Raw genomic sequence first — 18,984 nt, 5'->3', positions numbered from 1 at the left:
CCAGCCTCAGTCCATGTCCTTCTCGTTGACCATCTCGACGAAGCTCACGATCATCGCGGCCACGCCGATGACAATGATGATGGTCATCGCGACGTCGCGGATCTTGATCACCGGAACGGCGAAAAAGACGATGGCAAGGGCCAGTGCGATGAGGCCCATCACGATCTTCGAAATCTTTCCATGCATGTTCGTGTGCTCCTTACGGTTGACTGTCGGATTCCTGGGCGCTGGCCCAGCCGGCAAGCCAGCGGGCGGTCCGCAGTAGCCGTGCATCGTCGCCGCGCCGCCCCACGAGCTGAACGCCCATCGGCATCCCGTCCTCCGCCCGCAGAATCGGCAGCGTCACCGCCGGCATCCCCGCGAACGTCCACAGCGTGCAGAAGGCGGGGCTGCCGGTCGACTCGAGCCCGCGCGGAGCGGGCCCGGACGCGGCCGGCGTCAGGATGGCGTCGCACCAGTCGAAGATCTCTTCGAAGCCCGAGGCCACGGCGTCGATCCGCTCGACGGCGTCATTGTAGTCGACAGCCGTCACGAGCCGGCCACGATCGATCTGCGCCAGCAGCGAATCGCTGAGCCTGTCGCGCCCCCGATCGTACTCGTGCCGGAAATTGCGCGCGAGGTCCGCTTCCATGATCACCCGGTGCCACTCCCACACGTCGCGGAAGACGGCCGGCACGATGAACTGCTTGGACTGCGGGCCGAGCGCCTCGCCGACTTCCTCGAAGGCAAGGCGCGTCTGCTCCTCGGCGTCGTCCCAGTTCGGAGGCCGCGTGAACGCGAACACCGGCGCCAGGGGCGGCTCCTCGAGGGCGATCTTGCGAAGCCGGGGCGTGGCGACGGGGCGCGTGTCGGGGTCGTCCTCGTCGAAACCGATCAGGGGTTCGGCGATGATCGCGAGATCCTCGACCGTGCGCGCCATGAAGCCGACCTGGTCGAGCGGGCGCGACTGCCGAAGGATGCCCGCGCGCGGCACGAGCCCGAACGTCGGCTTGTATCCGCAGACGCCGCAAAAGGCGGCCGGCCTGATGACGCTGCCGTTGGTCTGCGTTCCGATGGCCACGGGCACCATCTGCGCGGCCACCGCGGCCGCCGAGCCGCTGGACGAGCCTCCTGGCGTGCGCTCCGGATCGTGGGGATTGCGCGTCCTGCCTGGCGAATAGGTCGCCAGCTCGGTCGTGACCGTCTTCCCCAGGATGATCGCCCCGGCTGCGCGCAGCCTCGAGACGATCGTCGCGTCGTATTCCGGTCGCCGGCCGGCATGCAGCACCGTGCCGTTCTCGGTGGGCATGTCGGCCGTGTCGATGATGTCCTTCACGCCCACCGGAAGGCCGTGCAGCGGCCCCGTCGGGTGGCCTTCGCGACGTACCCGGTCCACATTCCGCGCCTGGTCGAGGGCGCGCTTCTCGTCGAGGAATGCCCAGGCCTGGACACGAGGCTCGTCGGCGCGGATGCGCGCGAGGAACGCGCCGACGAGCTCCTCGGCGGTCGTTCGCCCCTCGTGCAGGGCCTCCAGCGCCTGTGCAGCCGTGAGCGAGGTCGCGTCGATGAATGCCTCCGGTTTCATGCCGGCTGCTCCCGCCTCAGTTGCCGTAGAAGAGTTCGGGCAGCCAATACACGAGCTGGGGGAAGACGTAGACGAGGAACATCGTCACGAAGACCATGGCGAGGAAGGGGAAGCAGCCCTTGAAGATGGTCCACAGCTCCACGTACGGCGGCGCGATTCCCTTCAGGTAGTACGCCGACATCGCCATGGGCGGGGTAAGGAAGGACGTCTGCAGGTTGAGCGCCACGAGCACCCCGAAGAACATCGGGTCGACATTGAAGTGCGCGAGCAGCGGCAGGAAGATCGGCACGAAGATGATGATGATCTCGCTCCACTCGAGCGGCCAGCCCAGCAGGAAGATGATGACCTGCGACAGGAGCAGGAACGTGACCGTGTTGAGATCGAGATGCGTCACGAACTCCTTGATGAGGCCCTCGCCCCCGAGGTAGGAAAAGATCGACGAGAAGGTCCACGAGCCCACGAACAGCCAGCACACCATCGCTGAGGTGCGCGCCGTGAGGAACACCGCTTCCTTGAGACGCCCCCAGGTGAACGCGCGATAGCCGATGGCAAGCACCATGGCACCCATCGCGCCGACGGCGGCCGCCTCGCTCGGCGTGGCGAGTCCGAACAGGATCGCCCCGAGCACCGAGAGGATGAGGACCGCCAGCGGGAAGAACGCCTGGATCAGCAGCAGCACGATCCTCAGGAACGGCAAGTCGGTCTCTTCCTTCGGCAGCTTGGGCGCGAGCTTCGGATTGATCGTCGTGCGCACGACGACGTACACGATGTACAGGCCGGCGAGAAGGAACCCGGGAATGATCGCCGCCGCATAGAGCTTGACCACCGACACGGCGGACGTGGCCCCGTAGACGATGAGCATGATCGACGGCGGGATGAGGATGCCCAGCGTGCCACCGGCACAGATGACCCCCGCGGACAGCTTCTGGTCGTAACCCGCCTTGAGCATCGCCGGGAACGCGAGCAGGCCCATCAGCGTCACCACTGCGCCGACGATGCCCGTCGCCGTGGCGAAAAGCGCACAGGTGATGAGGGCCGCGACCGCCATCGATCCCGGTATGTGCTTCAACGCGACCTGCAGGCTGTAGAAGAGCCGGTCGAGGATGTTCGATCTTTCTATCATGTAGCCCATGAACAGGAAGAGCGGCACCGCAGTCAGCACGTCGTTGTTCATGATGCTGAAGGTGTTCTGCGACAGCAGGTAGAAAACCCGGTTGTCGAAGAACTCCTGGCCCGGCACGTAGTAGGCGTAGAACCCGAAGCCCACGCCCATCGCCATCAGCGTGAACGCGATGGGGAATCCCAGCAGGATGATGAAAATGAACGACCCCAGCATCAGCAGGGCAAGTTCTGGATTGCTCATTTCGTCGCTTCCTTGATCTGCATGGCCATCTGCTTTTCATGTTCCTTCTGCAGGACGGCATCGAGTTCCTCGACGTCGTGCAGCTGGCGCGGCCACTTGCCCGTCCGGATGGTGATGATGCAACGGGTGACCTGCGCGATGCCCTGGATGAACAGCAGCAACCCGGCGATCGGGATCAGCGCCTTCAGCTGCCAGATGGGCACGCCCACGGGGCTGTTCACGCTCACCTCCTTGTAGCCGAAGGAATCGTGCGCGTAGCCGTAGCCGGCGATGATGAGCGAGGTGACCCCGGGGTAGAAGAAGATGAAGTACAGCACCAGCTCGATGGTCGCCTGGACGCGCGGTGGCATCAGCCGGAAAAACACGTCGCCGCGCACGTGGGCGTTGCGCGACAGGGCATAGGCACCCGACATGATGAACAGCGCCCCGTACAGGATGTAGCTCATGTCGAAGGCCCAGCTCGTCGGGTCCCTCAGCACATAGCGCACGAACACCTCGTACGACGTGCCGATCGTGAGGATGAGGATGCACCACGCGAAGGTGTGGCCGACCATCATGCTGAAGCGGTCGATCATCAGGAGCAGGCGATTGAGCATGGCGGGTAACCTGGGTGGCGAATCATGCAGAAAAAAGGCGGCGCAGGCCTGCGCCGCCTTTTCCGTTCCGAAAACCAGCGCTCCTGGGCAGACGGCTCAGAAACCGAGCTTGCCGTAGAGGTGCTCGTAGGCCTGCTGGTAGTCGGCGTTGTTGAAGAAGTGGTAGTAGCCGACGCGCTTGGCCCATTCTTTCTGCGAATCCCAGACCTTGGCGAAGAACGGGTCCTCGGTGGTCAGCTTCTTGACCAGGGTGTCCCAGCTCTTGAGCTGAGCGGTGAACACATCCTTGGGCGTGCGGAGGACGTTCACCTTGTCCTTGGTCTTGAGCCCCTGCAGGTCGATGGAGTACTGGTCCATGGCGAGCGCGTAGTTGGCGGTCGAGGCCGCTTCCGCCGCGTAGGTAAGGATCGCCTGGAGGTCCTTCGGCAGGGAGTTGAACTTCTTCTTGTTGAAGTCGATCTCGAAGAACTCCATGGCCTGGTGGTAGCTGCCCATGTAGTAGTTCTTGGCGACGTCCTGCGCGCCGAACCGGCGGTCGGAGGTCGGGTTGTTGTACTCGAAGGCGTCGATCACGCCGCGCTCCATCGCCGGCACGATCTCGCCGCCGGGCAGCTGCGTGACCTTCATGCCCATGTCCTGCATGAGGTCGGCGGCCAGGCCCACGGTGCGGTACTTGAATCCCTTGAGGTCCGCGGCACCCTTGATGGGCTTCTTGAACCAGCCCAGCGGCTGCGTCGGCATCGGCATCGCGAAGAACGCGACAACGTCGAGCCCGAGCTTCTTCACCAGCTCATCGAAAAACGGCATCCCCTTGCGCTGGATCCACGCGAGCATCTGGTTCGCGTCGCAGCCGTTGACGGGGCCGGAGCCGAAGAGGGAGGCGACCTTGCTCTTGCCGTACCAGTACACCGCCACCTGGTGGCAGCAGTCGATCACGCCCTTGCTCGTCGCGTCCATCACCTCGAAGGGCTTCACGACGGAGCCGGCGACCAGGTAGTCGATGCGCATGCGCCCGCCCGCCATCTCGTTCACGCGGGCGACGTACTGCTCGGCCATCTCGTTGAAGATGTCCTTGGCGCCCCAGGCGCCCTGCATCTTCAGCACGATCGGCGACTGGGCCACCGAGATCATCGGGAAGCCGGTGATCGCCGCGCCGGTCGCGACAGTGGCGCCGGTGAGGAACTTGCGACGGGTGATTGGGGCCGCGGGTTTCGCGACAGGGGTCTTGTCGGTCATGGAATTACTCCTCGGGGTTGTTGTGCTGCGCTCTTTGGAAGTCTTTCTGGAGCGGGACGACCCTGTCGAGAGCCTGGCCCGTCAATGTGACGTTCAATCCTAATTCCCCGGTCGGTGGAAGGCAATAGAAACCGTCAGGAAATGGGGTCCGCCGGCCGGCTGCGGGCGCCCTGCCGCTCCAGCAGCCAGGCGAGGATGGGCGGGGTGGCGAGGGTCGTGAGTATCACCATCGCCACGATGACCGAAAACAGCCTGTCGTCCACGACGTCCAGCTGCTTGCCCATGGCCGCGAAGATCAGGCCGACTTCGCCCCGCGGGACCATGCCCCAGCCCACCACCCAGCGGTTGACGGGGCCGGCGCCCACCCCGGCGACGACCTTTCCGGCGATGGCGGCCACCGTGACCGCCAGCGCCACCGCGACCACCATCGGGTCGGCCAGGGTATCCAGCTTTACCTGCATCCCGGTAAAAACGAAGAATACCGGGACGAGGAAGTGACCCAGGGGCTCGAGGATATGGGCGTGGTGGTGGTCGCGATAGCGATCCAGCGCCCGGTGGGCCCGCTCGGCTTCCGGGGCCGGGAGCTTGTCCACCAGCGGCTTGAGTTCGCGCACGATCTCCGGCGCCTCGAAATCCTTGAGGAAGATGGGCTCCAGCAGCACGCCGGCGGCAAACGCCCCGATGATGGGTGCCAGGCCGATGGCGTGCGCGAGCCAGGCGAGGCCCAGGCCCACCGACAGGAGGAGCGTGAGCTTCGTCGCCACGGAATCGCTCACGCCGCGAAGCGCACGCGCAACGTGGGGCGCGGCGGCCCGGCCGATGACGACGGCGCCCACGAGAAAGGCGAACGCCTCCAGGACGATCTTCGCCACGTCGCCCGCACTGACGGTCCCGCTCTGCACGAAGCCGGTGACGACGGCGAGGATCACGAGTCCCAGCACGTCGTCGATGATCGCGGCGCCCAGGACGATTTGCGCCTCAGGCGAGTCGAGGCGCCTCGCATCGCGGAACACGCGCCCGGTGATCCCCACCGACGTGGCGCACAGCGTCGCGCCCAGAAAAAGGTAGGCATTGAACGAGAGCCCCGGCAGCAGCAGCGGGCCGACGACGAAGGTTCCGAGCAGGAAGGGGACGATGACGCCGATCACGGCCACGGAGAGCGCCCGCCAGCCTACCCTGGCGAGGTCCGCGACTGTCGTCTCGAGGCCGATCTGGAAGAGGAGGATCACCACGCCCAGCTCGGCGAAAACCGCGATCGTGGTGTCGTCGGCGATCGTGTCGAAAATGGTGACCCCGAGCAGCCCCAGGTTGCCGAGCACCACCCCCATCAGCAGTTCGCCCAGCACCCCCGGAATGCCCACCTTTTCGACCAGCGAAGACAGCCGCGCCAGGAACAGGATGGCGGCGAGCCAGAGAAAGGTCTGCCCCGCCGCGGCCGAGCCCGCCGCGAACGCCTCTCCCGTACCGAAGGCGGCGAGTGCGGCGACCGCGACGAAGAGGCGCTGCGAACGCACCGCCTCAGCGCGCGGGCTGGAGGATGGCGGGAAGCGGAACGGGCTGCCCCTTCACCCGCTTCGGCCCGGGATGCCAGCCCAGCACCATCAGCAGCACGAAAAAGCCGACCACGTAGGCGATCGCCACGTACCAGCCGTGCCGCAGCCACTGGCCCACGGAGCGCGCCTCGGGGAACAGGTTCGAGAGCGCAACGCCCGCCGAGGAACCGAACCAGACCATCGAACCGCCGAAGCCCACCGCATAGGCGAGCATTCCCCAATCGTAGCCGCCCTGGTGAAGGGCAAGGGAGGTGAGCGGGATGTTGTCGAAGACCGCCGAGACGAAGCCCAGCCCGAGCGTGCTCTGCCAGGAGGCGGGGGGAAGCTTTTCCACGGGCATGAGGGCGGCGCACGAGACGAGGCAGAGCAGGAAGACGGTGCCCTTGAGGCTCGAGGGCAGCAGGGACCAGTCCGGCCGCCGCAGTGGTGCCGTCACGAGGATGGCGGCGATGACCGTCGCGCCGATCACCGGGAAGTGGTCGATCGCCACGGGATACCAGATGTTCGCGACGACGTTCGCGGTGATCGCGGTGACCAGGATGAAGACCACGATGGCGACGCGTGCCCAGTCGATATGCACGCCTTCATTCGCATCCCTGACTATGGGCGCATGCGCCTGCTGCTGGCGAGCGGCGATCACCCCGAAGATCACCAGCGCCACGACAGCCGCGATGTAGGCATCGATGACCTCGAGCGGGTTCACGCCGTCGATCCACATCATCGTCGTCGTGGTATCTCCCACCACGCTGCCGGCCCCGCCCGCGTTCGAGGCGGCGACGATTCCCGCGAGGTAGCCGATATGGACTTTCCCCTTGAACACCGCCGCCGCCACGGTGCCGCCGATGAGCGCAGCGGCGATGTTGTCGAGAAACGAAGACAGGATGAACACCAGCACGAGGAGCACGAACCCGCCCTTCCAGCCATCCGGAAGGAATCGCGGGATCACCTCGGGAACATGCGAATCCTCGAAATGCTTCGACAGGAGCGCGAATCCCATGAGCAGGCAGAAGAGGTTCACGAGCGTCACCCACTCGTGCCCGAACACGCCCGCGATCCCCGCGATCCCCATTCCGTACGGCGTTCCCGTGAGGAGCGCCTTGTAGAGCGTGATCACGGCGAGCCCCGTCACGGCGACGAGGAAGGTGTAGTGATGGAAGAGCGCGATGCTCAGCAACACAGAGGCGAAGAGGATGAAGTCGAGCGGCACGGGCCCCAGCATCACGAGCTGGGGCGTGTAGGCCGCCGGGGCAGCAAGGGCCGGGAAGCAGGCAAGCGCGGCAAGCGCGAACATCAGAATTCGGTTCATGTCGGTTCGCCGGTTCGTGGTCTGGTCAGGGTCAGGGTCAGGCGATGATGATGTGGACGCGATACGGACCATGGGCGCCGATCACGATGGTCTGCTCGATGTCCGCGGTGCGGGAAGGGCCGGAGACGAAGAACACGGATCGGGGAGGCTCGCCGACTTCTTTTCGCAGGAGCGCGAACGAATCCTCCATCGTGTCGAGCACCCGGTCCTTGCGCACGATGCACAGGTGGGTCTCGGGCAGGAGCGCCGTGACCTTCGGTGTTTCCGGCGAGGAAAGCAGCAGCGTCGTGCCGGTCTCGGCGATGGCGCAGAAGCACCCCGTGAGCCCGGTCCGGTCGTCGCCGCCCGCCGGGCGATTCTCGAATGCGATCCCGGCGCCGTTCCAGTCGAGGCTCGCGAATTCCGGCCAGCCGACGACGCGCGGTTCGAGCCCGCCCGCGCCGAGGTAGCGCGCGATTTCGGCGGGAATGTCCCTCTCCGAGGCCACCGTCGCATGCGTCGTGCCCAGCCGTTCGCATTCCCTGCGGAACTGCGCCAATCGGTCGGGGGCATGCGCGAAGGCCGGCTGCGGCCCGATCTCGTGGCGCGCGATCGTCTCGCGCACCTGCGCCAGCTCGGCGGCGGTCGGCTCCGGCCCGCCGCGCCCCTGCGCCTTGCGGATCCTCGCGAGAATGTTCTCCCTAGCGCCCACAGTCCCTCGTCCGGAACTCATCCGTGTTCATCCGCGTGATTCCATCCGTGCTCATCCGTGTTCCGCGACTTTCTGCTTGTACAACTGCCTGAACGTCTTCCCCTCGGGAGCAGGCATGTCCCGCCCCTTCGTCCAGCCATCGATCCCCGGCAGCGAATGGATGAGCCCCTCGGAGCCGCCCATCCAGCTTGCGACCCGCGCGCCGATCCTCGTGAGGAGCGAATAGAGTCCCGGGCGCGTCGCGGAGTAGCTCCACGCCGCGATCACCATTCGCTCCGGCCACGGCCTCAACTTCCGGTCGAACTGCTGCTCGCGCAGCTTGCGCATCAGGTCCGGCAACGGAATCTTCACCGGACAGGCCACCGCGCACTCGCCGCAGAACGTCGCCGCGTTGGGAAGGTCGCCTGCGTTCTCGAGGCCCACGTACACCGGCGTGAGGATGGAGCCCATCGGGCCGGGATAGACCCAGCCGTAGGCATGGCCACCCACGTTCTGGTAGACCGGACAGTGGTTCATGCAGGCCCCGCAGCGGATGCAGCGGAGCATCTCCTGCATGTCGCTGCCGACCAGCTTCGTGCGGCCGGCGTCCACGAGCACGATGTGCATCTGCTCCGGGCCGTCCACGTCGCCGGGCATCTTCGGACCCGTGGTCACCGTGAGGTAGTTGGCGATGGTCTGGCCGATGGCCGAACGGGGCAGCAGGCGGATGAGGGTCGCGAAATCCTCCATCGTCCCGATCACCTTCTCGATGCCGGTGATGACGACGTGGATGCGCGGAATCGTCGTCACCATGTCCGCGTTGCCTTCGTTGGTGACGGTGAGCGTGGTGCCCGTCTCGGCGATGACGAAGTTCGACCCCGAGATGCCCATGTCCGCGGTGAGGAAGTGTCCGCGCAGGGCCTCGCGCGCCTCTCGCGCCATGGCCGGGATCTCCGTGAGGCGCGGCTTGTGGTGGGCGGCGACGAAGAGATCCGCCACCTGCTCCTTCGACATGTGCACGGCGGGGGCGACGATGTGCGAGGGCGGCTGGTGGGCGAGCTGCAGGATGTACTCGCCCAGGTCCGTCTCGACGACCTGGACGCCGGCCGCCTCCAGCTTCTCGTTGAGGTTCACCTCCTCCGAGACCATCGACTTGGACTTGGTGACCTTCTTCACGCCGTTCCTCGCGGCGATGTCCGCGATGATCGCGCACGCCTCCTCGGCGCTTTCGGCCCAGTGCACCACGGCGCCGCGCCTGGTCGCGTTCCTCTCGAACTCCACGAGGTAGGCATCGAGGCTGGCAAGCGCGCGGTCGCGCACCATCGCCGCGTGCGTGCGCACCTCTTCCCACACGCCGAACTCGGCCACGGCCTTCGCGCGCCCGTCCACGAACTTGCCCTTGGCCTTCTTCATGTTCCCCTGCAGGATCGCGTCGTCGAGCTTTTCCGACGCGCGCTGCTTGAAGAACATGGATTGGATCTGCATCCTTACGCTCCGCTCGGGGGTAGACCTTGGGAACACGGATGAACACGGATAAAGGCGGATGAATACAGATGACCCCGGACGGAAGCAAGTGATGGAAACCCCATGCGCGCCTCGAGTTTCGCGACGGCGATCGCAGGGACGCGAATCCATTCTGTTCCGTGCTTATCCGTGTTCATCCGCCTTTATCCGTGTTCATCCGTGTTCCAACGCCTTGCGCCCGCATCACTCACCACCAGCGATCACTTGCGCGAAGTGGAGGACCCTCGTGTCCTTGTCCCCGGTGCGCCGCAGCCGCCCCTCGATGTTGAGCAGGCATCCGAGGTCACCGCCCACGATGGCGCCCGCCTTGGATGCGCGGATCGATTCGCACTTGTTCTCGCACATGCGGGTCGAGATCTCGCCCAGCTTGATGGAGAACGTCCCGCCGAACCCGCAGCAGCGTTCCGAGCCGTCCATTTCGGCGATGGAGGCGCCCGCCATCTGCAGCAGGTAGCGGGGCTCCATCTTCACGCCCAGCTCGCGCAGCCCCGCGCAGCTGTCGTGATAGGTGACGCTGCCCGTGAATCTCCCAGGCACCTTGTCGACCTTGAGCACCTGCACGAGGAACTGTGAAAGCTCGTACCACTTTGCCGAGAGATCCTCGAATTCCGGCAGGTCCGGCTCGCCCTGGAAGAGGTCGTGCACGGTCGCCCATTTCATCTGGCCGGAGCAGGAGCCCGAGGGCGCCACGACGTAGTCGCAGCCGCGGAACTCGGCGAGCACCTTGCGCGCAAGCGTCTTCGCGATCTCGCGACCCCCGGAGTTGTAGCCCGGCTGCCCGCAGCAGGTCTGCGATTCCGGCACCACGACCTCGCAGCCGGCGCCCTCGAGGAGCTTCAGCGCCGCGAACCCGATGCCGGGCCGCACGAGGTCCACGAGGCAGGTGACGAAGAGGCCGACTTTCATGGCCGCAGTGTATCAGCGCGAAGAACGGGCCTCACGCTGCAGCGCCGCAGCCGGAGGCTGCGCGCCCGACTACTGCTTCGCGCCGAATTCCTTGACCGTGTCCCACGCCACCTGCTGCAGGTGCACGGCGACGTCCGCGGGCAGGCCTGCCGTGTAGGTGTTGCCCACGGGCGACTTGCCCAGGAGCGAGGCGTACACGGTGCACGCGGCGAGGTAGGTGCCCGCGAGGCTCGGGTGCCGCAGGTCGGGCGCGTAGAGGTTCAGGTCCGGCTTCCTCGCCATCGATTTGGCGAACGCGAGGCCCGCCGGCACGACCTGCGCGCCGTTTTCCTTGCCCGCCTTGACGTACTGTTCGGCGAGCTGCTGCGTCATCTCGGGCTTGTCCTTGTAGGCCCAGGACATGAAGAGCACGGGTTTCGCGCCATACGCGCGAATGATGTCCGCGTTCTTCTTCGCATATTCATGGAAGATGGGGCCGAGCTGCGGATGGATCGGGCATTGGCTGCAGTCCATGAACATCACGGCGTCGAACTGCCGGCCGGGCGGGTTGAACCTGATCTGGTTGCCCGGCAGGAACGAGTACCTGCCGATGCCGCCGGAGAGGTAGCTCGACATGTCGTGCCAATCGATGCCCGAGCCGCTGATCGTCACGGAGACGCCGCGGTGCTTGACGGACTTGTCGCCGCCGCTCACGAGCTGTGCGACGTGCCCGTGCATGCTGTTGTTGTAGTAGAAAAAGCTGTTGCCGACCCAGAGCATCGCCTGGGGAGGACCGTCCGGGGCCACCGAGGCAGGAGGCGGCGGGTTGGAAGCGCACCCGGCCAGGGCGAGCGCGGCGATAAGCGGCACGAGGCCGCGGGGAAGGCGCAATTTCATGTTGTCATCCTCGATGGATCGGCAGGGAACCGGATACGCAGATGATACCGCCACCCCGTCAGTGGACCAGCGTGACCGGAACCTGGACGAGGGAGATCACCTTCATCCCGACGGAGCCCATGAGCAGGCCCTTGAGCTTGCTCTGGCCTCGCGTGCCCATCACCACCGAGGTGCACTTGCGCTCTTCCGCCACGCGCGCGATGACCTCGGGAGCGTCGCCGCTCTCGACGATCGACTCGAAGGCGATACCGGCGTCGGCGAGCGCTTTCGCGGGCTCCGCGGTGACAGTCTTCGCCAGCGCCGCGAGGTGGTCCTCGGCCGCCTGGCGTCCGACGCCGTGGGTCTGCCAGTCCTCGATCTCGGGCTGCACGTTCAGCAGGATCACGGTCGCGCCGAAAGCCTTCGCGAGCGTGGCGCAATGATTCGCGGCGCGCACGGACGAGGCCGAGCCGTCTACGGGAAGCAGGATGAGGGCGGGTGAGGTGATGGCCATGGGCATTCCTGGAATCTCGCGGAAATGCCGCCATGGTAGCCGCACGGCGCGCGGCACGCTTGACCGCAGTCAACGGGCGCGGGCCGGCCGGACGCATTCGGTCCACGGTGCGCGGCAACCCGTGCGTCTCGATGAACGGGATCACTTCGGCGAGGCCCTGTACGGTCCTGAGGCTGGCGAAGAGGAAGGGCCTCGCCCCGCACCAAACACGAGCGTCAGGAAATTCGCGCTCGACGGTGGCGCGCCGAGGAATTCAGCGCGGAGGAATCAGCCGGCGCGCAATGCGGCGGCGAGCTTGGCGGGGTTCTTCTCGAGCCAGCGCTTGATGCGGTTGGCGTCGCCGATGCGCGTGAGCCGGCCCCAGGAATCGAGGAGCACGATCACGATCGGCGTATTGGCGATCATCGCCTGCATGACGAGGCACTTGCCCGACTCGCTGATGTAGCCGGTCTTGGACAGACCGATGTCCCAGGTGCCGGCGCGCACCAGTGCGTTGGTGTTGAGGTAATTCACCTTGCGCCCGGTATCGGGAAGCGTCACATCGAGCGCCGGCGTGGTCGAGTAGTCGCGGATGATCTCGTAGGTCGAGGCCCGGGCGACGAGCCGGCCGAGATCCGCGGGGCTCGAGACGTTCTCCGGGTCGAGGCCGCTGGAATCCACGAACCGCGTCGCGCCCAGCCCGAGGACTTTCGCCTTCGCGTTCATCGCGTCGACGAAGGCGGAGATGCCGCCAGGATAGCTGCGCCCGAGGGCGGCCGCCGCGCGATTGTCGGAAGCGACGAGCGCGATACGGATCAGGTCATCGCGGCGGAAATGCGCGCCCACCGGCAGGCGCGACTTCGTGCCCTTGAGGGTATCGAGATCCTCGGAAGAGATCTGGACCGCCTCGTCCATGGGCAGCTTCGCATCGAGAACCACCATCGCCGTCATCAGCTTGGTGATCGAGGCGATGGGATGCACCACGTCCGCGTTCTTCGCGAAAAGCGTCTCGCCCGTCTTCGCGTCCAGCACCAGCGCGGCCGTGGACATGAGCCTCGGGTCGCCGTCCTTGTCGAAATCGGACACGGCTTTCGAAGCCTTCGCGGCCTTCGCCTTGGGAGCAGACTTGTCCGCCGCAAACGAAGCGGTGGCAAGGGCGAGCAGGACGAAAACAGCGGCGACGCGCTTCATGGGGACCGGTGGGGGATCGAGGCAACCGACACCATAGCAAAGATGTCCGGTCCGTGACAAGATAAGAAAGTTCAAGAAGATTTCCCAAATCCCTGATTCGATGGCCCATTCCTCCCCAAAGACAGCCCATCCGGACACGCTCGCGGTCCACGCCGGCCAATCGCCCGACCCGGCGACCGGCAGCCGGGCCGTCCCCATCTACCAGACGGCGAGCTATGTCCTGCCGGATACGGACACCGCGGCGGCGCTCTTCAACATGGAGTTGCCGGGGCACGTGTACTCACGCCTGTCCAATCCGACCGTTGCCGTATTCGAGGAGCGCATCGCCGCGCTCGAAGGCGGCGTGGGCGCCGTGGCCACGGCGAGCGGTCAGGCGGCGATGCATCTGGCCATCGCGACCCTCATGGGCCGGGGCGGGCACATCGTGTCGTCCGCCAGCCTCTACGGGGGCTCGCACAACCTGCTGCACTACACGCTGCCCCGCTTCGGCATCGAGACGACCTTCGTGCCCTCGCGCGACATCGATGCGTGGCGGCGCGCGATCCGGCCCGACACGCGGCTTCTTTTCGGGGAGTCGGTGGGCAACCCCTCGGTAGACGTGCTCGATATCCCCGCCCTCGCGGCGATCGCCAACGAGAACGCCATCCCGCTCCTCGTGGACGCCACGGTGACCACGCCCTACCTGGGCCGCGCCCTCGACATGGGCGCGCACCTCGTGATGCATTCGGCCACCAAGTTCCTGTCGGGGCACGGAGTCGTGATCGGCGGCGTCCTCGTGGATGGAGGAAGGTTCGACTGGGACGCCTCGGGAAAATTTCCCACGCTCACCGAGCCCTACGAGGGCTTCCACGGGATGGTGTTCAGCGAGGAGTCCACGGTGTCCGCATTCCTGCTGCGCGCGCGGCGCGAGGGCTTGCGCGACTTCGGCGCGTGCATGGCGGCGATGACCGCGTTCCAGATCCTGCAGGGGCTGGAGACGCTGCACCTGCGCATGCCGCGCCACGTGCAGTCGACCGCGACGCTGGCCGGGTTCCTGGCGAAGCACGAGGCCGTGGCGCGCGTGCATCACCCGGACGCGGCCGGACACCCCGACCACGAACTCGCGAAGCGGCTGTACCCCAACGGATGCAGCGCAATCCTTTCCTTCGAACTCAAGGGCGGGCGCGAGGCCGGGCGCAGGTTCATCGAGGCGCTCACGCTCTTCTCGCACCTGGCCAACATCGGCGATGCGAAGTCGCTCGTGATCCACCCTGCCTCCACGACCCACTTCCGCATGGACGACGCGGCGCTCCAGGCCGCGGGCATAACCGCCGGCACGGTGCGCCTGTCGATCGGTCTCGAGCATCCCGACGACCTCATCGAGGATCTTTCGCGCGCGCTGCGCGCTTCGCAGAAATGAATTTCATCGTCCAGGGCTACCCCGCCTACGCCTACACCGGCGGCCGGCCCTTCGACCCGAACCTGCCGGCCATCGTCTTCATCCATGGCGCAGCGCTCGACCACAGCGTGTGGCACTACCAGGCGCGTTACCTCGCCCACCACGGGTTCGCATCGCTCGCCGTCGACCTGCCCGGCCACGGACGCAGTCCGGGAACCATGCGCAACTCCATCGAGGCCATGGGCGATTGGGTGGCGGCCTTCATCGAGGCGGCCTGCACGGAAAGGGCGCACGTCGTCGGCCACAGCATGGGCTCGCTGGTGGCGCTCGACACGGCGCTGCGGCACGGGGGGCGCGTTGCGAAGCTGGCGCTGCTCGGGGCCGGCGTGCCGATGCCGGTGGGCGACGCGTTCCTCGCGGCCGCCAGGGAAGACTCTCCAGCCGCCTTCGACATGCAGACTGCGTGGGGACATGCGCGCCAGGCGGCGCTTGCGACGAGCGCCATCCCGGGGCTTACGCTGCCCGGCGCGAGCCGGCAGCTCGTGGCGCGGGCGCACCCGGGCGTGCAGCATGCGGACCTCGCGGCCTGCCACGGCTACGCGCCGTCGATCGAGGCGATCCGCGCGTTGAACGTCTCGACGCTGGTGATCGCGGGCCGGCGCGACACGATGACGCCGCTGAAGGCGGGGCAGGCACTCGCGAAGGGGATTCCGGGTGCGAAGCTCCTGGCGCTCGACACGGGACACGCGATGACGAGCGAGGCGCCGCGCGAGGTGACCGCCGCGCTGCGCTCCCACCTTCGCGAAGCCGGTGCCGCGTAGCGTTTAGGGCAAAATACGGGATTCCCCGGCAACCGCCTTCCTCCCGGAACCCCGAACGATGGCAACGATCCTGCAATCCCTTCCCGCGGGCGAGAAAGTCGGCATCGCCTTCTCCGGCGGCCTCGACACCAGCGCCGCGCTGCACTGGATGCGCGCGAAGGGCGCGATCCCCTATGCCTACACGGCGAACCTGGGCCAGCCCGACGAGCCCGATTACGACGAGATCCCGCGCCGCGCGCTGCAGTACGGCGCCGAGAACGCGAGACTCGTGGACTGCCGCCGCCAGCTCGTCTCGGAAGGTTTCGCCGCGCTGCAGTGCGGGGCCTTCCACATCACGACGGCGGGAGTGGCCTACTTCAACACCACGCCCCTGGGCCGCGCGGTGACCGGCACGATGCTCGTCGTCTCCATGAAGGAGGACGACGTCCACATCTGGGGCGACGGCAGCACCTTCAAGGGCAACGACATCGAGCGCTTCTACCGCTATGGCCTGCTCGCGAACCCGAACCTGCGCATCTACAAGCCGTGGCTCGACCAGCGCTTCATCGACGAGCTGGGCGGGCGCAAGGAAATGTCGGAATACCTGGAGCGCGCGGGGTTCGGCTACAAGATGAGCACCGAGAAGGCGTACTCCACGGACTCCAACATCCTCGGCGCCACGCACGAGGCCAAGGACCTGGAGTTTCTCGACAAGGGCGTGAAGATCGTCCAGCCGATCATGGGCGTGGCCTTCTGGCGCGACGACGTCACGGTCCGCGCCGAGGAGGTCACGATCCGCTTCGAGGAAGGCGTGCCCGTCGCCCTCAACGGCCAGACCTACGGCGACGAGGTGGCGCTCCTCCTCGCCGCCAACGAGATCGGCGGTCGCCACGGGCTGGGCATGTGCGACCAGATCGAGAACCGCATCATCGAGGCGAAGAGCCGCGGCATCTACGAGGCTCCCGGCATGGCGCTGCTGCACATCGCCTACGAGCGGCTCGTCACCGGCATCCACAACGAGGACACGATCGAGCAGTACCGCGACCAGGGCCGGCGCCTCGGGCGCCTGCTCTACCAGGGCCGCTGGTTCGACCCGCAGGCGATGATGCTGCGCGACACCGCGCAACGCTGGGTCGCGCGCCCGATCACGGGCGAGGTGACGGTTGAACTGCGCCGCGGCAACGACTACTCGATCCTGGACACGACGAGCCCGAACCTCACCTACAAGCCCGAGCGCCTCACGATGGAAAAGGGCGAGGCGTTCTTCACGCCGCAGGACCGCATCGGCCAGCTCACGATGCGCAACCTCGACATCGTGGACACGCGCGAGAAGCTCGTCACCTACGCGAAGACGGGGCTTCTCGCGCCGTCCCTCGGCACGGACCTGCCCAGGCTCTCGGGTTCCGGGGTCGAGGAAAAGTAGTCGCCGCGCCGCGCGGCTAGCCCGCCAGGGCCATCCGCGCCGCCGCCCGGGCGTGCAGTTCCGTGGTGTCGAACAGGGGCACGGGCGAATCCGCGGGCTCGACGAGCATCGCGATCTCGGTGCAACCCAGCACCACGGCCTGCGCGCCCCGCCCCGCCAGTTCCGCGATGACCCGGCGATACTCGCCGCGCGAGGCGTCCCGGACGATGCCGAGGCAAAGCTCGTCGAAGATGATGCGATGGATCACGTCCCGGTCGGCCGCGGCCGGAACGAGCACGCCGATACCGTGCTTCGACTCCAGGCGGTCGCGATAGAAGTCCTCTTCCATGGTGAAGCGCGTGCCGAGCAGGCCCACTTTTGTACAGCCTGCGCGACGGATCGCCTCGGCCGTGGGGTCCGCGATGTGCAGCAGCGGGATTTTCACCGCCGCCTCGATGGAAGGGGCCACCCGGTGCATCGTGTTCGTGCACAGGACGAGGAAATCCGCGCCCGCCACCTCGAGCGTGGCGGCCGCCTGCGCAAGTTCGCGGCCCACGCCGTCCCAGCGGCCCTCGCGCATCAGCGTTTCGAGTTCGTGGAAATCGACGCTCAGCAGCAGCACCTTCGCGGAGTGCAGGCCGCCCAGCGCATCCCGGACAGCCTCGTTGACGAAACGATAGTACGGAACCGTGGATTCCCAGCTCATGCCGCCGAGCAGGCCGATGGTCTTCATTCGAGCGCCTCCCCCTCGGATGCGGCCCGCCCCTCCCCTGATGCGGCTCGCTCCTCCCCGGATGCGGCCCCCTCCGCACAATCCGCCCGATCGCGCAGCACGCGCCGGCGATACCGGATGAGCCCGACGGCATAGGCGACGTAGTAGCCGGCCAGCGTGCCGAAGATCACGAGCGTCAGGGGGCTGCGCACGAAGTCGGGGGGTTGCGCCGCGGAATGCGAGGCCATCGGGTACACCTCGATCACGCGATACAGCAGGCGGCCCACGAAGAGGAGCGACAGTGCGATCCCGAGGTGCGCATTGGGCGTGTAGAAGATTCCCCCCGGTGTGTACTCGAATCGCGTCAGGCGCAGTCCATAGACGGCGAGGGCCGTTCCCGCGCCCACTCCGGCGACCAGCATGGCGAGGGCCACGGGATGCGCAAACGACGTAACGCCGATCAGCACCACGAGCAGGGAGAAGACCGTCACCGTGATCCAGGGCCGGATCCGGGAGAGCCGCTGGCGCCCCACCATCCTGCGAATGCGGACGTAGACGCGCCACGCGATCAATGGCGAAAGCGCCAGCATCACCACGGTGGACGTGCCCGGCGTCATCGACGAGAAGGCCTCTCGTAGCGGCCCTCCTGGGCCGTCACGAAGCGGGAGAGGTCGAAGCGGTCCATGCGATCCTGGATTGGCTGCGCAATCAGGGCGTGATATTACTCCCGGATCCGTGATTCTCGAGGAGCAGCAAGGATGGGAGAAGCGGTCGTCCTGGTCACCGGCGCCAACCGCGGCATCGGCCTGGAAACCTGCAAGCAGCTCGCGGCGCGTGGGGTGAAGGTGATCGCAGCCTCACGGAAGGGGAAACCCAATCCTTACGGCGAGGCCGTGGCCCTCGACGTGAACGACGAGGCGAGCGTGAAGCAGGCCGCGACGACAGTCGCCGCGAAGTGGGAACGGATCGACGGGCTCGTGAACAACGCGGCCGTGGCGCTCGACAAGGGCCGCTCGATCCTCGAACTGTCGCGCGAGACGCTCAGGGCAACCCTGGAAACGAACGTGGTCGGTGCGCTTCGGATGGCGCAGGCGTTCTGGCCCCTCATCCGCAAGGGCGGCTTCGTGGTGAACGTCTCCAGCGTCTCGGGCTCGCTCTCCGGGATGGACTCGTGGTCGCCCGGCTACAGTCTTTCGAAGGCGGCGCTGAACGCACTCACCATCCAGCTCGCGATGGAAGGCCGCTCGCGCTCCCTGCGCGTGAACAGCGTCTGCCCGGGCTGGGTCAGGACCGACATGGGGGGCGAGGAAGCGCCGGGCACGGTGGAGTCCGGCGCGGAAGGGATCGTGTGGCTCGCGCTCGACGCGCCGACGAGCGCCACCGGAAAGTTCTTCCATGACCGGCGGGAGATCGCGTGGTGACTCCATCCACAGGC

At 66.7% G+C, this 18,984-nt stretch carries 19 protein-coding genes; 4 read left to right on the top strand and 15 right to left on the bottom strand.

What is annotated here, in order from left to right:
• Positions 1–6 precede the first annotated feature (6 nt).
• The 13 genes from IPP91_12915 to IPP91_12855 form a co-directional block, all read right to left on the bottom strand.
• Complete coding sequence (locus IPP91_12915) at positions 7–186, bottom strand: hypothetical protein (protein ID MBL0142968.1); 180 nt, start codon at positions 184–186, stop codon at positions 7–9.
• A 13-nt stretch (positions 187–199) separates the two neighbouring features.
• Positions 200–1,564 (bottom strand): amidase, encoded by a 1,365-nt coding sequence (locus IPP91_12910; protein MBL0142967.1) that lies wholly within the window; start codon positions 1,562–1,564, stop codon positions 200–202.
• Between the two features lie 16 nt (positions 1,565–1,580).
• Positions 1,581–2,927 carry a TRAP transporter large permease subunit gene (locus IPP91_12905; protein MBL0142966.1) on the bottom strand — a complete coding sequence of 449 codons (1,347 nt, stop codon included), beginning with the start codon at positions 2,925–2,927 and terminating at the stop codon, positions 1,581–1,583.
• Entirely contained in the window at positions 2,924–3,502 is a 579-nt protein-coding gene (locus IPP91_12900; GenBank protein MBL0142965.1) for a TRAP transporter small permease subunit, read from the bottom strand. The genes IPP91_12905 and IPP91_12900 overlap by 4 nt, the downstream gene beginning before the upstream one ends.
• A 117-nt stretch (positions 3,503–3,619) precedes the next feature.
• Entirely contained in the window at positions 3,620–4,759 is a 1,140-nt protein-coding gene (locus tag IPP91_12895) for a twin-arginine translocation signal domain-containing protein (protein MBL0142964.1), read from the bottom strand.
• A gap of 134 nt (positions 4,760–4,893) precedes the next feature.
• Positions 4,894–6,273, bottom strand: coding sequence for a cation:proton antiporter (locus IPP91_12890; protein ID MBL0142963.1), 1,380 nt, complete (start codon positions 6,271–6,273; stop codon positions 4,894–4,896).
• Positions 6,274–6,277: 4 nt separating this feature from the next.
• Positions 6,278–7,531, bottom strand: coding sequence for a citrate transporter (locus IPP91_12885; GenBank protein ID MBL0142962.1), 1,254 nt, complete (start codon positions 7,529–7,531; stop codon positions 6,278–6,280).
• A 124-nt stretch (positions 7,532–7,655) separates the two neighbouring features.
• Positions 7,656–8,330 (bottom strand): lactate utilization protein C, encoded by a 675-nt coding sequence (locus IPP91_12880; GenBank protein ID MBL0142961.1) that lies wholly within the window; start codon positions 8,328–8,330, stop codon positions 7,656–7,658.
• Between the two features lie 30 nt (positions 8,331–8,360).
• A complete protein-coding gene (locus tag IPP91_12875; GenBank protein ID MBL0142960.1) occupies positions 8,361–9,773 on the bottom strand; it encodes an iron-sulfur cluster-binding protein in 1,413 nt (470 codons plus the stop codon).
• Positions 9,774–9,995: 222 nt separating this feature from the next.
• Positions 9,996–10,718, bottom strand: a complete 723-nt coding sequence (locus IPP91_12870; protein MBL0142959.1) for a (Fe-S)-binding protein — start codon at positions 10,716–10,718, stop codon at positions 9,996–9,998.
• Between the two features lie 69 nt (positions 10,719–10,787).
• Positions 10,788–11,594, bottom strand: a complete 807-nt coding sequence (locus IPP91_12865; protein MBL0142958.1) for a hypothetical protein — start codon at positions 11,592–11,594, stop codon at positions 10,788–10,790.
• A gap of 58 nt (positions 11,595–11,652) precedes the next feature.
• Positions 11,653–12,087: a universal stress protein gene (locus IPP91_12860; GenBank protein ID MBL0142957.1), complete on the bottom strand. Its 435-nt coding sequence runs from the start codon at positions 12,085–12,087 to the stop codon at positions 11,653–11,655.
• Positions 12,088–12,354: 267 nt separating this feature from the next.
• Positions 12,355–13,257, bottom strand: coding sequence for a serine hydrolase (locus IPP91_12855; GenBank protein MBL0142956.1), 903 nt, complete (start codon positions 13,255–13,257; stop codon positions 12,355–12,357).
• Positions 13,258–13,357: 100 nt separating this feature from the next.
• On the opposite strand from IPP91_12855, the gene IPP91_12850 reads away from it, so the two are divergent.
• The 3 genes from IPP91_12850 to argG are packed head-to-tail and all read left to right on the top strand — an operon-like array spanning position 13,358 to position 16,858.
• Entirely contained in the window at positions 13,358–14,656 is a 1,299-nt protein-coding gene (locus IPP91_12850; protein ID MBL0142955.1) for an O-acetylhomoserine aminocarboxypropyltransferase, read from the top strand.
• A complete protein-coding gene (locus IPP91_12845) occupies positions 14,653–15,456 on the top strand; it encodes an alpha/beta hydrolase (protein MBL0142954.1) in 804 nt (267 codons plus the stop codon). The genes IPP91_12850 and IPP91_12845 overlap by 4 nt, the downstream gene beginning before the upstream one ends.
• A 58-nt stretch (positions 15,457–15,514) precedes the next feature.
• On the top strand, positions 15,515–16,858 hold the full coding sequence (gene argG / locus IPP91_12840) for an argininosuccinate synthase (GenBank protein ID MBL0142953.1): 1,344 nt from the start codon (positions 15,515–15,517) through the stop codon (positions 16,856–16,858).
• 16 nt (positions 16,859–16,874) lie between these two features.
• On the opposite strand, the gene IPP91_12835 is transcribed toward argG, so the two are convergent.
• Positions 16,875–17,570: an aspartate/glutamate racemase family protein gene (locus IPP91_12835; GenBank protein ID MBL0142952.1), complete on the bottom strand. Its 696-nt coding sequence runs from the start codon at positions 17,568–17,570 to the stop codon at positions 16,875–16,877.
• The gene (locus IPP91_12830) at positions 17,567–18,166 is read right to left on the bottom strand and encodes a hypothetical protein (GenBank protein ID MBL0142951.1); all 600 of its coding nucleotides are present in this window, start codon (positions 18,164–18,166) and stop codon (positions 17,567–17,569) included. The genes IPP91_12835 and IPP91_12830 overlap by 4 nt, the downstream gene beginning before the upstream one ends.
• Before the next feature lie 141 nt (positions 18,167–18,307).
• Between IPP91_12830 and IPP91_12825 the strand changes: the two genes are divergently transcribed.
• Complete coding sequence (locus IPP91_12825) at positions 18,308–18,970, top strand: SDR family NAD(P)-dependent oxidoreductase (GenBank protein ID MBL0142950.1); 663 nt, start codon at positions 18,308–18,310, stop codon at positions 18,968–18,970.
• The last annotated feature ends 14 nt before the right edge of the window (positions 18,971–18,984 follow it).

The sequence above is a fragment of the Betaproteobacteria bacterium genome (assembly GCA_016720855.1).
Lineage (GTDB): Bacteria > Pseudomonadota > Gammaproteobacteria > Burkholderiales > Usitatibacteraceae > FEB-7.
Note: the sequence above shows the minus strand (reverse complement) of the source record. Positions and strands in the feature narration are given on the sequence as shown.

Bases quoted from the DNA above. Each gene is read 5' to 3' on its own strand.
- IPP91_12860 (MBL0142957.1), bottom strand. From the start codon at position 12,087: ATGGCCATCACCTCACCCGCCCTCATCCTGCTTCCCGTAGACGGCTCG.
- IPP91_12845 (MBL0142954.1), top strand. From the start codon at position 14,653: ATGAATTTCATCGTCCAGGGCTACCCCGCCTACGCCTACACCGGCGGC.
- IPP91_12850 (MBL0142955.1), top strand. From the start codon at position 13,358: ATGGCCCATTCCTCCCCAAAGACAGCCCATCCGGACACGCTCGCGGTC.
- IPP91_12910 (MBL0142967.1), bottom strand. From the start codon at position 1,564: ATGAAACCGGAGGCATTCATCGACGCGACCTCGCTCACGGCTGCACAG.
- IPP91_12915 (MBL0142968.1), bottom strand. From the start codon at position 186: ATGCATGGAAAGATTTCGAAGATCGTGATGGGCCTCATCGCACTGGCC.
- IPP91_12830 (MBL0142951.1), bottom strand. From the start codon at position 18,166: ATGACGCCGGGCACGTCCACCGTGGTGATGCTGGCGCTTTCGCCATTG.
- argG (MBL0142953.1), top strand. From the start codon at position 15,515: ATGGCAACGATCCTGCAATCCCTTCCCGCGGGCGAGAAAGTCGGCATC.
- IPP91_12895 (MBL0142964.1), bottom strand. From the start codon at position 4,759: ATGACCGACAAGACCCCTGTCGCGAAACCCGCGGCCCCAATCACCCGT.
- IPP91_12855 (MBL0142956.1), bottom strand. From the start codon at position 13,257: ATGAAGCGCGTCGCCGCTGTTTTCGTCCTGCTCGCCCTTGCCACCGCT.
- IPP91_12865 (MBL0142958.1), bottom strand. From the start codon at position 11,594: ATGAAATTGCGCCTTCCCCGCGGCCTCGTGCCGCTTATCGCCGCGCTC.
- IPP91_12870 (MBL0142959.1), bottom strand. From the start codon at position 10,718: ATGAAAGTCGGCCTCTTCGTCACCTGCCTCGTGGACCTCGTGCGGCCC.
- IPP91_12885 (MBL0142962.1), bottom strand. From the start codon at position 7,531: ATGCTGGGGCCCGTGCCGCTCGACTTCATCCTCTTCGCCTCTGTGTTG.
- IPP91_12835 (MBL0142952.1), bottom strand. From the start codon at position 17,570: ATGAAGACCATCGGCCTGCTCGGCGGCATGAGCTGGGAATCCACGGTT.
- IPP91_12880 (MBL0142961.1), bottom strand. From the start codon at position 8,330: ATGAGTTCCGGACGAGGGACTGTGGGCGCTAGGGAGAACATTCTCGCG.
- IPP91_12900 (MBL0142965.1), bottom strand. From the start codon at position 3,502: ATGATCGACCGCTTCAGCATGATGGTCGGCCACACCTTCGCGTGGTGC.
- IPP91_12825 (MBL0142950.1), top strand. From the start codon at position 18,308: ATGGGAGAAGCGGTCGTCCTGGTCACCGGCGCCAACCGCGGCATCGGC.
- IPP91_12875 (MBL0142960.1), bottom strand. From the start codon at position 9,773: ATGCAGATCCAATCCATGTTCTTCAAGCAGCGCGCGTCGGAAAAGCTC.
- IPP91_12905 (MBL0142966.1), bottom strand. From the start codon at position 2,927: ATGAGCAATCCAGAACTTGCCCTGCTGATGCTGGGGTCGTTCATTTTC.